This is a genomic window from Pseudemcibacter sp., assembly GCF_965661635.1.
Lineage (GTDB): Bacteria > Pseudomonadota > Alphaproteobacteria > Sphingomonadales > Emcibacteraceae > Pseudemcibacter.
Window position 1 is genome coordinate 1 of the sequence record NZ_CBFIEP010000012.1, and the last position, 13,736, is coordinate 13,736.

At 40.6% G+C, this 13,736-nt stretch carries 12 protein-coding genes; 6 read left to right on the top strand and 6 right to left on the bottom strand.

Annotated elements, in window-relative coordinates; translation table 11 throughout:
* The 3 genes from ACTF6W_RS00785 to ACTF6W_RS00795 all read left to right on the top strand — a co-directional run.
* Positions 1-381: PopZ family protein (locus ACTF6W_RS00785; protein ID WP_438992635.1), on the top strand; the 381-nt coding region annotated here is incomplete at its 5' end.
* Between the two features lie 94 nt (positions 382-475).
* Positions 476-3,151 (top strand): valine--tRNA ligase, encoded by a 2,676-nt coding sequence (locus tag ACTF6W_RS00790; RefSeq protein WP_438992636.1) that lies wholly within the window; start codon positions 476-478, stop codon positions 3,149-3,151.
* Between the two features lie 7 nt (positions 3,152-3,158).
* Positions 3,159-4,019: a hypothetical protein gene (locus tag ACTF6W_RS00795; protein WP_438992637.1), complete on the top strand. Its 861-nt coding sequence runs from the start codon at positions 3,159-3,161 to the stop codon at positions 4,017-4,019.
* Between the two features lie 16 nt (positions 4,020-4,035).
* Here the strand turns inward: ACTF6W_RS00795 and ACTF6W_RS00800 are convergent, their stop codons facing one another.
* The 5 genes from ACTF6W_RS00800 to ACTF6W_RS00820 all read right to left on the bottom strand — a co-directional run bounded on the left by ACTF6W_RS00800 (position 4,036) and on the right by ACTF6W_RS00820 (position 8,567).
* Positions 4,036-4,737: a DUF899 domain-containing protein gene (locus ACTF6W_RS00800; protein ID WP_438992638.1), complete on the bottom strand. Its 702-nt coding sequence runs from the start codon at positions 4,735-4,737 to the stop codon at positions 4,036-4,038.
* Positions 4,738-4,830: 93 nt separating this feature from the next.
* Positions 4,831-5,184, bottom strand: a complete 354-nt coding sequence (locus ACTF6W_RS00805) for an SRPBCC family protein (protein WP_438992639.1) — start codon at positions 5,182-5,184, stop codon at positions 4,831-4,833.
* A gap of 36 nt (positions 5,185-5,220) precedes the next feature.
* The gene (locus tag ACTF6W_RS00810) at positions 5,221-5,550 is read right to left on the bottom strand and encodes an ArsR/SmtB family transcription factor (RefSeq protein ID WP_438992640.1); all 330 of its coding nucleotides are present in this window, start codon (positions 5,548-5,550) and stop codon (positions 5,221-5,223) included.
* 87 nt (positions 5,551-5,637) lie between these two features.
* A complete protein-coding gene (locus ACTF6W_RS00815) occupies positions 5,638-6,150 on the bottom strand; it encodes a DUF6702 family protein (protein WP_438992641.1) in 513 nt (170 codons plus the stop codon).
* Positions 6,150-8,567 (bottom strand): M1 family metallopeptidase, encoded by a 2,418-nt coding sequence (locus ACTF6W_RS00820; protein ID WP_438992642.1) that lies wholly within the window; start codon positions 8,565-8,567, stop codon positions 6,150-6,152. Before ACTF6W_RS00820 ends, ACTF6W_RS00815 begins: the two co-directional genes overlap by 1 nt.
* Before the next feature lie 159 nt (positions 8,568-8,726).
* Between ACTF6W_RS00820 and ACTF6W_RS00825 the strand changes: the two genes are divergently transcribed.
* From ACTF6W_RS00825 to ACTF6W_RS00835, 3 genes are all read left to right on the top strand, one after another.
* Positions 8,727-9,983: an FAD-dependent oxidoreductase gene (locus ACTF6W_RS00825; protein WP_438992643.1), complete on the top strand. Its 1,257-nt coding sequence runs from the start codon at positions 8,727-8,729 to the stop codon at positions 9,981-9,983.
* A gap of 101 nt (positions 9,984-10,084) precedes the next feature.
* Positions 10,085-11,065, top strand: coding sequence for a serine hydrolase domain-containing protein (locus ACTF6W_RS00830; RefSeq protein ID WP_438992644.1), 981 nt, complete (start codon positions 10,085-10,087; stop codon positions 11,063-11,065).
* Positions 11,066-11,156: 91 nt separating this feature from the next.
* Positions 11,157-11,552 carry a hypothetical protein gene (locus ACTF6W_RS00835; RefSeq protein ID WP_438992645.1) on the top strand — a complete coding sequence of 132 codons (396 nt, stop codon included), beginning with the start codon at positions 11,157-11,159 and terminating at the stop codon, positions 11,550-11,552.
* A gap of 8 nt (positions 11,553-11,560) precedes the next feature.
* On the opposite strand, the gene ACTF6W_RS00840 is transcribed toward ACTF6W_RS00835, so the two are convergent.
* On the bottom strand, positions 11,561-13,405 hold the full coding sequence (locus tag ACTF6W_RS00840; RefSeq protein ID WP_438992646.1) for an NAD(P)-binding protein: 1,845 nt from the start codon (positions 13,403-13,405) through the stop codon (positions 11,561-11,563).
* Between the last annotated feature and the right edge of the window lie 331 nt (positions 13,406-13,736).

Here is a 13,736-nt window from a genome sequence, read left to right on the forward strand (position 1 = left end):
GAATCAGATCAAGAAGAAGATGAACTCGTCTTGGAAGATGAACCTGAAGAAGAACCTGAGCCAGAACCCGAGACAGAACCTGAAGTTGAGCAAGTTGCGTCAGCCCCAGCAATTGATATGGGTATTGATGATGTTGATCCAGCCCTTGATGAAGATGCGCTTGTGTCATCAGAAGCAGGTGACAATATCATGGGACAGTTTGATGCTTTATCCGCGCTACTAACTACCGGTTACCAAGGATCAGGCAATACCCTCGAAGACCTAGTCCGTGAACTTCTTAGACCTATGCTAAAAGAATGGCTAGATGCAAATCTACCTGAAATCGCAGAAAGAATGGTCGCCAAAGAAATAGCGAGATTGGCCAGAACTAAAAAACCTTAATTTATTAAAGACAAAACGAATAATAAGTTATATTTTCAGACAGAAGAGCCAATAATCGGTTCTTCTGTTTTTATTTGGGAAAAAGAATTTAAAAATGCTTGAAAAGACTTTTGATTTTTCGAAACGCGAAAAAGATATATATGACCATTGGAATGACACTGGTGCCTTTAAATGCGGTCAAAATTCTGACGCAGAACCATATACAATTATATTACCACCACCAAATGTGACAGGAAGCCTTCATATTGGTCATGCCCTTAATCATACGCTTCAAGATATCCTTATTCGTTTTGAACGTATGCGCGGAAAAGACGTCTTGTGGCAACCCGGTATGGATCATGCCGGTATTGCAACCCAAATGGTCGTTGAACGTCAACTTGATGCTGGAAACATTCGACGCCATGACCTTGGCCGCGAAGGGTTCATCGATCGCGTTTGGGAATGGAAAGAAGAAAGTGGCGGCATCATCTTTAATCAAATGCGTCGATTAGGACAAAGTTGCGATTGGAGCCGCCAAAAATTTACGATGGATGATGGTTTCGTCAAAGCCGTCCTTAAGAAATTCGTTGACCTTTATAATGATGATCTGATTTTCAAAGCAAAACGTCTCGTTAATTGGGATCCCAAATTATGCACAGCTATTTCTGACCTTGAAGTTGAACAAAAAGAAGTGAATGGTAATTACTGGCATTTCAAATATCCCGTTGATGGCGAAGAGGGACGTTTCCTTATTGTTGCAACAACCCGTCCTGAAACCATGCTTGGTGATGTTGCTGTTGCCGTTAATGCGGATGATGATCGCTATAAAGATCTTATTGGCAAAACGCTAACCTTACCGATAGTCGGTAGAAAATTAATCGTTATTGCTGATGAACATGCGGATCCTGAAAAAGGATCTGGTGCCGTTAAAATTACCCCAGCCCATGATTTTGATGATCATATGGTTGGAAAGCGTCACAATCTGGAAAATATTAATATTTTTGATGAATATGCGCATCTTAACGACAATGTCCCCGAAAAATATCGCGGCATGGAACGATTTGAAGCCCGAAAAGCCATCGTCGCGCAAATGGAAGAACTAGGGTTTTTAGATAAGGTAGAGCCAACTGTTCATATGGTGCCTTACGGTGATCGCTCCGGGGTTCCCATTGAACTGTGGCTAACGGACCAATGGTATGTGGACGCAGAAACACTGGCAAAACCGGCCCTTGAAGCAGTTGAAAAGGGCGACACCAAATTTGTGCCAAAGACATGGGAAAAAACATATTACGAATGGATGCGTAATATTGAGCCATGGTGCGTATCTCGTCAATTATGGTGGGGACATCAAATTCCTGCATGGTATGGTCCTGATGGTGAAACCTTTGTAGCCAATACCGAAGAAGAAGCGCAAGGCTTAGCCGATGCTCATTATGGTGAGAAAAAAGATCTTAAGCGTGATGAAGATGTACTTGATACTTGGTTTTCTTCCGCATTATGGCCAAATGGAACTCTGGGTTGGCCAGAGAATACACCAGAATTAAATCGTTACTATAAATCCAATGTTTTGGTCACTGGGTTTGATATTATTTTCTTCTGGGTCGCAAGAATGATGATGGACGGACTATATTTCATGAAAGATGAAAATGGCGTTCCAGAAGTGCCATTTGAAACCGTCTATGTTCATGCGCTTGTACGTGATGAACATGGTGCCAAAATGTCTAAATCTAAAGGCAATGTTATCGACCCGCTAGAGCTTGCGGATAAATATGGCGCAGATGCGCTTCGCTTTACACTTGCCGCGATGGAAGCACAAGGCAGGGACATCAAAATGTCCGATAAACGCGTTGAAGGGTACCGCAATTTTGGGACTAAACTCTGGAATGCGGCAAAATTCTGCGAAATGAATGAATGTTTTAATACGACTGGTGATTTCGATCCATCCAATGCGAAATTAACATTGAATAAATGGATTATCGGCGAAGCAGAAAAAGCCGCACTAAAAGTCACACAGTCATTAGAAGCATTTAAATATAACGAAGCTGCCTCTGCCGCATATCATTTCACATGGGGTACATTCTGCGACTGGTATATTGAACTTGTGAAACCACAATTTTATGCAGATGACGGCGCGGAAAAACAAGAATGCCGAAAAACAGCGGCATGGGTGATGGATCACATATTAAAAATGCTTCATCCATTTATGCCATTTATCACCGAAGAATTATGGGGCTCACTTTCTACATCACGAGATAGCGACCTTATTTTAGCCACATGGCCAACCTATAACCCTGAAAATGTTGATGACGCCGCTAGCGAAGAAATGGAGTGGTTAATCATATTAATAACCGATATTCGTGCTGCACGTTCAGAAATGAATGTTCCAGCAGGGGCAAAAATCGACATGTTGGTTTCCGGAGCGACGAACAATACGGAAAATGCGATCAACAGTCAGTTAGAACTTTTAAAGCGTCTTGCGCGCCTTGAGAATATTGATAAACTATCCGGTGATGCACCAAATGGCGCCATTTCCGTCGTGGTCGGCGAAGCAACATATTATCTGCCGCTAGCGGACGTGATCGATATCGATGCCGAAAAAGCGAGACTGAATAAATCGCTTGAAAAGCTTGAAAAGGAAATCAAATCTGTATCCGGCAGATTAAATAACGAAACTTTTGTTTCAAAAGCACCACCACATGTAATTACGGAAAATAAAAAGGGTCTTGAAGAAGCAGAACAAAAGGCAGTAAAAATTAAAGAAGCATTGGAGCGGTTAGCTTCAATGAATTGAGGTTAAAATGAGTATATTTTATAAGACAATCGTTCTATTTTTTGCATTAACGGCCTACGCCGCTGCGCAGAGTGGTTCGTCATATAAAGTTAACCTTAAATATAAAGCCTATTGGGGTGGTTTTACTGTCGCTGAAATTAACAGCGATACAATTATTGATAATGATAACTATGAAGTCAGTGCCGATTACCAAGTAAAAGGCATTGCTTCAATTGTTGGCAAAATGCAAAACCATACTATGGCGCGTGGCATCATGCATAGAACAGGTGAATACCGCCAAGAATATTATCAAAGCCAAGGCAATTTCGGAAAATTTAAGTATTTAAACAAAGTGACTTTTAATCCTGACAACCTAAAAGTAACTGATCATGTTCAAGAAGTGGAACTACGTGAAGATACTGAATATGTGCCAGTTGATGATTTGGATAAACATGGCTTTGACCCAATGACATTATTCCTAAATATGATCATGAATAAAAATTTTAATCGTGATTATAAAACAGAATATAGCGACAGACAATTTGGCGGCATATTTGTTTCGCGCCAAAGCTTCATTTGCGATGAATATGAAACCCGCGACAGAGAAAGCCGTTCAGTTTTTGAAGGCGAGACAACCATATGTAAAATTGATGGTGAACTTCTTGCCGGTGGTATCCGCAGCACTGATCCTAACAAGAAGCGCAAACGCGGTCGCGAAGACGACGATCAAGACAGCCGATTATGGTTTGGAAAAATGCCGGGTTTTGACGGCATGATCCCAGTTTATACCCAATTTCCTATTGGCTGGGGGAAGGCGCGTATTTACCTTAGCGACTTCTCAATTGAACCTCTAGAAGGCAATATCGTCAACGCGAAGAATACTCAGTAATTAATACTTCATTCCCCTAATAGTCGTCATAACTATCATTGCGTCTAATCCATTCCATTGGATAGGAAAAATCATCCTCATCACGACCTGCTGGTGTGATATCTATGAAATGATAACTTCCGATTAACATATCAAGGCCGCGGCCATATGTTGAATAGGTATGGGCAACGGTGCCGTCATTTAATTTAACAAAAACACTGGCACCCGGCATTTCTTCATTAAATGTTTGATCGGTATAATTATAACCGTTTCCGTCTTTAACCTCACCATTAGGGAAGGTCACACCGAAATCTTCACCAAAGGAATTCCCATCTGCTGAAGCCCAATTAAAAGACCAACCAAGGCGTTCCTTATAATCATTTAATTTTTCAAGTGGAGCATTTGATATCGCAACCAGACTAACATCACGCGCATTAAGGTGCATATCAATGCCATTAAAATTATCCGCAAGATAAGAACAACTTGGGCAGCCTTCTTCCCAATCTTTTCCAAACATAAAATGATATACAATCAATTGCGTATTATAGCCAAAAAGTTCATAAAGGCTTTTATCACCGTCATTGGTTTTAAAGATATAATCTTTATCAACACGCACCATGGGAAGGTCACGTCGCGCCGCCGAAAGCGCATCGCGTTCTTTGTCAAAAGCCTTTTCTTTTTCTAATAGCGCTTTACGCGCATCAAGCCACTCTTCTCGTGATGCAATTCTTTGAACCATAACTTCTCTCCTTAAGTTTTTGCAATTCTATTTGCATAATTATTAAATGTTCCGTTCCAACCACTACCAACACTAAGTCGTCCGTCACGGTTATCAATTTCTGAATGCGTTAATGTGACTTTTTGTTCCTTTAGGGTCTTCTTTAAATACTATTGTGACAACTGATTGTTCAGTAATTATTTCATTACCATCATTAAAACGTTCATAGAATTGCCAATCAAAAACCAGTTTTTCATTTTCTATAATTTCTAAATACTTTCCCTCTAACGTGCCGGTTTTCTCTTCCGTATCAATGAAAAGTAAACTTAATCTTCCACCCACTTTAAGATCGATCTTTGCATTAATCATTGAATTTGGATTTTCCCCAAGCCACTGCACAACTTCATCAGGATTGGTCCATGCTTCAAAAGCCTCTTCTTTCGTTACCGGAAAAAATGCCTTCAACAATAACAGGTGTACTCCCAAGTTCTGTTTTTAAATATTTCATTTTTCAATATCCTTCTTTTTTTTATCAAAATGGCGGGCGAGAGAGGCGAAATTATCATTCCAGAAGGTTTCATAATCAGTAAGCCATTCAATCGCTTCTTTCATCGGCGTCGCATTTAATCGACAATGACGGGATCTCCCTCTTTTTTCAACAAAAACCAAGCCAGCTTCCGATAAGACGCGAACGTGTTTAGAGACAGCAGTTTGAGACATATCAAACGGTTCTGCCAAAGTTGATAATGTTGTTTCACCTTCCGCTAATTTTGCAATGATAGCACGGCGCGTTATATCGCCTAAAGCGGTAAAAGTTACATCGAGTTGTTGCATTGATAGCTCCTATTACTAAACCATATGGTTCATTAATAGATCGAAAGAAAGCAATAGTCAACCAATAAGTTGACTAAATATAGCATTTTATTTATGATTTTTTAATTCGACAGAAAGAAGTTCAACATCACCTTCAAATGTTGCGGTTCTTAAATCACCACGACCTTCAACATTCACGGTATTAACCTGATCAATCCAAATATCACGTAAAGCATTATGGATCATAGTAAGCCCTTCAATGCTATCCGGTGCTTTTACTTCTTGATAAACCCAGAAAAACTGTCGGTCCGCTTCATAGCCAACCATATCAAGTTTCAATTCATCACCATTAAGAGGTTTTATGGCAAATCTTTCCGCTACATAATCAGCGAATTGCTTTTTGGTTTTTTCAGAACTAATGATATCTGCGTTTTTATCAAATAGCATTTGAACGGCATGCTCCGTATCATGCAAAAAGAAACGATGCATCACTTCGAGATTGCCTGTGTTTTTATTAAATAAAACTTTGGTAATCGCGGCGCGCTGCTGATGGGCGAGGGCGGACGTTACCATAACGCCCGCCATCACGAATAAAGTAAATATTCTAACTAACGTAACCATTATCTATTTTCGTTTTTTGGTTCCTTAAGTTCAGTCTTCATATCATGCATCACATTACGGCGTTTTAATCCAGTACGTGGCGACGCTTTATATGCCTCGATACGGCTTGGAATGATACGACGAGGATAATGATTGTTTTCCACATTTGTATCAGCCGTATACCAATCAGGGTCAAGCTCTACGCGCTCAACTTCTTTATCAAATACGAAAAGCTTCTTAACCGATAAATGATTACGGCGCCAAATTTCCGCCGGAATATTCATGAATTCCGTTGAACCGTCAGTGAATGTAAATTCGATCAAGATCGGCATAACAAGGCCACCTTGGTTTGAAAATTCAAGAACATAGTAATTCTTGTCTTCATCAACCGCGCGTTCAAATTCACGACGTTCACGTGGATCAAGTCCATCAAGGAAATCGATATATTCGTTACGTTCTTTATTTGTGACCGTAAACTGATCATTTTCATCGTGGAAGTCACGTACATCGCGATTACGCTGCACCCATGAACGCATGCCTTCTTCTTCGTTGCGTGTCACATAAAGCGATTTTGGCTTCATGTTATTTTCGTCACGACGACGGCCAAAATCAATGTCCGGATCTTTAGTATCCATACGCATTTGATAGATATGATCAAGTGAAATATCCACATGATCCGTTGTATAATACCAACCACGCCAGAACCAATCCAGATCAACACCTGACGCTTCTTCCATTGTACGGAAAAAATCAGACGGAGTAGGGCGCTTAAACATCCAACGACGTGAATATTCTTTAAAGGCGAAATCAAATAGATCACGACCAAGGATCACTTCACGAAGGATATTAAGTGACGTCGCAGGCTTCGTATAAGCATTTGGACCAAGACGAAGAACACTGTCAGATTGCGTCATAATTGGCACCTGATTTTGTGATTTCATATAATCAATAATATCTGATGGCTCAGAATTCGCCCAATCATAATCCCATTCACGACCGGCAACACCATCAAGGTAACTGTTTAGACCTTCGTCCATCCATGTCCATTGACGCTCATCTGAATTCACGATCATTGGGAAATAGAAATGACCAACTTCATGGATCACAACACCGATAAGGAATTCTTTTTCCGCCATTGTATAAGTACGGGTTCCATCATCATTAAGGATCGTACGTGGACCATTAAATGTGATCATTGGATATTCCATACCGCCAACAGGGCCGTTAACAGAAATCGCAACCGGATAAGGATATTCAAATGACACACGGCTATAAACTTCCATTGTGTGGATCACAACTTCTGTAGAATATTTTTCCCAAAGCTCGCCACCTTCTTTCGGGAAGTATGACATCGCCATCACATGCGGACGAACAGAACCACCTTGGTCATATCCTTTCGCATCCCATGCAAATTTGCGTGATGATGCCCATGCGAAATCGCGAACATTTTCCGCTGCGAAATGCCATGTTTTTGTATCGTTTGTGCCTTCTTTTTCGTTTTCAATGGCTTCTTCCATTGTCACGATATAAACGGGGCGGACTGCTGTTTTTGCTTCTTCCCAGCGTTCTAACTGTTCAGAAGTCATAACATCATTCATATTTTGAAGCTCACCCGTTGCCGCAACAACATGATCAGCTGGCACCGTTAAGGTCACATCAAAATTACCAAATTCTTGGGTAAATTCACCAGAACCTAAAAACTCTTTCGCTGTCCAGGCTTCATAGTCGGTGTATGCACCCATTCTTGGGTACCACTGCGACATTTCATAAAGGTATCCACCACCATCAATTTCATCATCAGGGAAATGCTCATAACCGCCGCGGCCACCCATCACATCGCTTTCGATGATGTTAAAGGCATAATCAACAGCAAATGATGTGCTTTCACCAGATTTAAGTGGCATTGGTAAATCAACACGCATCTTTGTACCGACAACAGTGTGCTTTAATTCATTTCCACCTTGCGAAACGTTGTTGATTTCAAAACCAAAGTCGCGATCTTCCATCAATTGTTGTTGACGGAGTTGACCAAGACTAAGGCGGGCAGGGCTACCATCAAAACCTTTTAAGCTATCCGGTGCATTATACGTTGCCGTTTTATGCTGCATAGAATTTTTGTTAAAGCGGTTTTGATCAAGCTGAACCCAAAGGAAGCGAAGCGTATCAGGCGAATTATTGTGGTACGTAATTTCCACATTACCTTCGATACGGTGTTTCTTTTCATCAAGGGTTACATTGATTTTATAATCGGCACGTTGTTGCCAATATTCATGACCCGGTTCACCACCCGCAGTACGGTAAGAGTTTGCCGTTGGCCAGATTTCGTCCATTTGACGAAATTTATCAACATAGTTGCCTTTAGTTTGTTGAACTTGTGCCATTCCGATGGATGCAACGGTTAGGCATAATGTAAGTAAAACGATTAAATTACGAAACATGAAATTTCGCTCCCATATAGTTTATTTTGTGTAAGATAGGAAATATACAAAGTTGATCCTATAATTCCTAGTAAATAATCACTTTTTTTGCCTTTAATATTGAAAGTAATTCATGTAAGCTCGCGTCTTTCAGGATTATATAATAAAGGGGCCATTTTTATGAGCGAACAATCTAAATTTGACATTGTCATCGTTGGTGGGGGATCAGCAGGAATCGCAACCGCAGCAAGTCTTCTAAAACGTCAATATTGGTTAAATATTGCCATTATCGAACCAAAGGATGAACATTTCTATCAACCGGGATGGACCATGGTTGGTGGCGGCATTTTCTCATCAGAAGAAACAATTCGCCCAGAAGCAAGCGTGATGCCAGATGATGTCACATGGATTAAAGATGCGGTTGCAACATTTGACCCTGATAATAATAACATCACGTTAGAACGTGGTGATACAATTTCCTATAATCATATGGTTGTGGCACCTGGCCTTAAACTTAATTTTGATGCGGTTGAGGGACTTGAAGACGCCATTGGTAAAAATGGTGTAACATCAAATTATGTTCGTGAAAGTGCACCTTATACATGGCAATGTGTGCAAAACTTTAAAGGCGGCAAAGCCATCTTCACGCAACCGCCACTACCATTTAAATGTGCGGGTGCGCCACAAAAAGCAATGTATCTTTCTTGTAATGAATGGGAGAAGAAGGGCATTTTAAAAGACGCGGATGTTGAATTTTGTAATGCGGGCCCGGCACTTTTCGGTGTTGCTGAATATATACCACCATTAATGGAATTTGTTGAACGATACGGCGCAAACCTTTCATTTGGCAAAAACCTGATTAAAGTAGACGGTGAAAATCAGGTTGCTACTTTCGCAGTTACTGACGCCGACGGTAACGTGACAAATGTCGAAGAAAAGTTCGATATACTTCATGTATGTCCGCCGCAATGTTCACTTGATTTCGTGAAAAATAGCCCGCTTGCCGCGGAAACTGGCTTTATGGCCGTTGATATCAATACGCTGCAAAGCACGAAATATGAAAATATATTCGGTGCAGGGGACATTGTTGCGACCCTTAACGCGAAAACGGCTGCCGCAGCCCGTAAACAAGCAGTTGTTGTTGCTGAAAATCTTCTCGCCCATAAAGACGGCAAAGATCTTCCGTCTTTATACGAAGGGTATGGATCATGCCCGTTAACGGTAACAAAGGACCGAATTATCCTCGCGGAATTCGGGTACGGCGGCAAAATCATGCCAACCTTTCCGAAATGGGTGAACAACACACTTAAAGCCACAAAGTTCGCGTGGGTTCTAAAAGCCGATGTTCTGCCGTGGGTTTATTGGAACTGCATGCTTAAAGGCCGCGAATGGTTCGCCGGTTCAGCAAAAAAAACTCCGAACACCATTAAGCTTTAAATAATTTATAATTTTAAAGACTCCATCAATTTGATGGGGCCTTTTATGTTTCATTTTTTCAATATAACTGTCATTATAAGTTTTTAACGCGAGGGGGTATTATGCGAATATTTTTTTCATGCATTTTGTTTTTTACTATGACGCAATTTACTAATTCTGCACTTTCCCAAGACTATGCTTTAATAGAGAATTCTTTAACCTACTATTTAACCGTAAAAGGTGAAAAATCTGAGAAATTTAACGTCTATGATCGAATGAAGGAGCATGAGGTTCCTGGCGTTTCAATAGCAATTGTTAATCATGGTAAATTAGCTTGGGCAAAATCTTGGGGATTTAAAAACGCGTCAAAAAAAAATCTCGTTACAAATGAAACCCTTTTTCAAGCTGCTTCATTATCAAAACCATTATCTGCAATTGCAGCTCTTCGCCTAGTAGAAGAAGGCTTACTCAGTTTAGATGCCCCCATAAATAATTATCTAAAAAGATGGAAAATTTCTGAAAATGAATTAACAATTGAAACCCCAGTTACATTAAGAATGTTATTAACGCATACTGGCGGTTTAACAGTGACTGGGTTTTCAGGATATAAACAAACAGACAAAATACCTACAACAGTTCAAATACTTAATGGTGAAACTCCAGCTAATACAGAAGCAGTATTCGTAGATATTAAACCTAATACAGAATGGCGCTATTCAGGTGGCGGATATACAGTAGCACAATTAGCAATGGAGGATGTAACTGGTCTTAAATATCCTGAAATTATGAAAAAATATGTACTTGAGCCATTCAAAATGAACCATAGCAGCTATGAAATCATCCATTCAGAAAAAATACAAAATCAACTTGCCTTTGCTCACGATGCAAATGGCAAACTTCTAGAAGGAAAATATAATCTATATCCCGAAATGGCAGCTGCAAGTTTGTGGACCACTCCTACAGACTTGGCGAAAGTCGTAATTCACACAAATAATATTTATCACCAAATCGATGAACCGCTATTAAATGCGAATTCTGCGAAGGAGTTATTGCAAATTCATAAAGGAGATTGGGGGCATTGGATACGATGTCACAGATCATGAAAATGGAATAAAAAGCTTTAGTCATACAGGTTCTAATGAAGGATATAAGGCTAATTTTCTTGGATTAACTGATGGCTGAGGTATTTTATTAATGACTAATGGTGATAACGGTACAAGAATTATGAATGAACTTTTTTATTCAGTAAGCAACTTGTTAAATTGGTCTGAGTTTCCTGTGGAAGAAAGACAAGTACAAGAAATACCAGTTTCTTTCAAAAATGCCTACTATGGTACTTATCTTTTGGTTGAAGAAGAAGATTTAGTGACATTACTAGATACCAAAAGTTTGAAAATCGAAAACAGAGATCAAGAAATGTATATGACATATGGGGGGTTTATAAAATCTATAAAACTATTTCATGACATTGAAGAAGAAAACGATGATGTTTTTTTCACTCTAACTGGACACGAATTCACATTAAGTGAAGATAAAAATGGCACTAAAACAGTAACTTTTTACGGTCGAAAATATATTAAAACTGATTAATCATAATTCTAAACAATCTCCATCGTCGCACGGTAAGCCATATCGATGGCGGATTTGGTGTTTGATCCTGCGTTGGCGTCGCAATTGGCGATGGCGATGTTGCCGAATGTTTTTCGGCCCTTAACCCATGGTTTATCCGCGTCCGTTGCATATTCCTGTTCCCAGACCAGCGACGGATTATAGGTATACCCATGCGGCCAGCGGTTCACGGTGATGGCTTCGATATCACGTTCCGCATCAAATCCCGCGCGACCAAGCGCCTGATCAAGCTGCGCGAGCACGCGATCTTCGTAACTTTGATATGGCATGGATAACATTTCATAACGTCCGGCGCGCCATTGTTCCGCGCCCTCATGATCCTGCATCCATGGCACATAGCACATATGCAAAATCATCGGGTCATCGGGCGTTTTTCCAAATTCATAATTGCCCATGGACACCGGGTAATCAAGTTCCACTTGTTTATATAAGTCATTGGTATAATATACAAAATCCATGTTTTGTTCCGCAAACGCACGCCAGTTATTGACCATCACCTTAGTATATGTAATCGGGGCACGCACACTATAGGCAAGATCATCCTTTTGCGCCGCGGGAAGTTCAGGACATAGGTGAGGGATCAAATAATTAAAGCACGCCATCACGCATTTCTTACCGCGTAGTTTATGGGTTTTATTACCCCTGACATAGGTGACATCAACGCCTTTCCCGTCCGCCGTATTGATGGCGTTAATTACCGTTGAACTAAGGCGGATATTGGTGCCTTTATCATTGCCATCAAGCATTGAATAATTAATTTTCGCAGTGACCACATCTTCCATCGTGTTGCCCGGTACCGCATCCGGCATTAATGCCCGCACCGTTAAGCGCGCAATCGACGCATTTCCGTCAGGAAAATGAAATATATAAGGTTCATTACCGCGATGACCCGTACGGGGAAGGGTGTGTTCAACACCCGGCATACCTCCATATCCTTGCACTGATGTGGTTGGAATATCTTTTATCCCTACGGCCCAGAATGTGATGCCCCAACGTTGATAAAGCGATATTATTTCCTCGTGAACCTTGCAATAATCCCTTAGGAAAGTTTCATAACTTGTTTTCCTAAGGATTTCATATTTCTCATCGAATGTTTTGCCAGGCATATAATCAATTTCTTCGGTGGTAAGCCTGAGCAAATCTTTCTTCGCATCTGAGGAAAGGGGCGTTTCCGCAACAAATTGATCCCACGGCTTTTTACCGTATCCAATCACGAGCTTTTCTTCGGCGAAATGATCCTTATCAAATAAAATCCCCTTGCTTAATCCCATATCCTTATAGAGTTCTTGATGGAAATAATCATAAAACCGTTCGGTAAATATACCGATTTCTTTTAAGAAACTTGCCGCCGCGGGGCTATAGGCGGATGGTGTATCAAGGCTTTCGGTGCCGCCGTAGCCGATTTTCGTTTCACCGCCCACTTTAAATTCATTGCGTTTGGCGTTACCGCCGAAATCATCATGATTATCAAGGATTAAAATACGCGCATCCGGATTTGTTTTTCGGTAAAAATAAGCACTTGCAAGGCCGCTTATGCCGCCACCAACAATCACAAGATCATAGTTTTCCTCAACACTGACATCTGTTGAAAAAGGCCTGCCCATCACATGCGCATGCATATTTTCCCATGAACCATCATGACTGCCGCGAAGTCCTGTTTTTTCCGGCGGGTAATAGCCATTCGGCAGCTTAAAATTCTGCATATTCCCCGTATTCACATCACCACATGCTGTCATCCATGGCGTAAGAAGCGACGCCCCAATGGCCACTTGTGTGCCGTTTAAAAAGTCGCGCCTTGTGATAATTTTCTTCATTTCAACCATTCCCGTATTTTGTTTTTTATAAGGTACGGCTTTTCGATTATTCCTTCAAGACAAGAATAAAAAATCAAATTGAAACACTAGATATCTATATTAAATATGTTATGGTTAACGTAATTGTGAATAATCAACACACGGGCACAAAAATGACTATTTTAAAACAAAGTATCAATTTTTTTCTTATAAGTATTATGACCGCAACCGCATACGCAGGCGAGGTGGTCGAAGTGATTTCAAAAGACCTCACATCATCGGAAAATGCGGAAGAAACCCTAAAATTCCTCTTTTCTGATGGATTTATGAAAATGTCTACTGATCAAGAAAA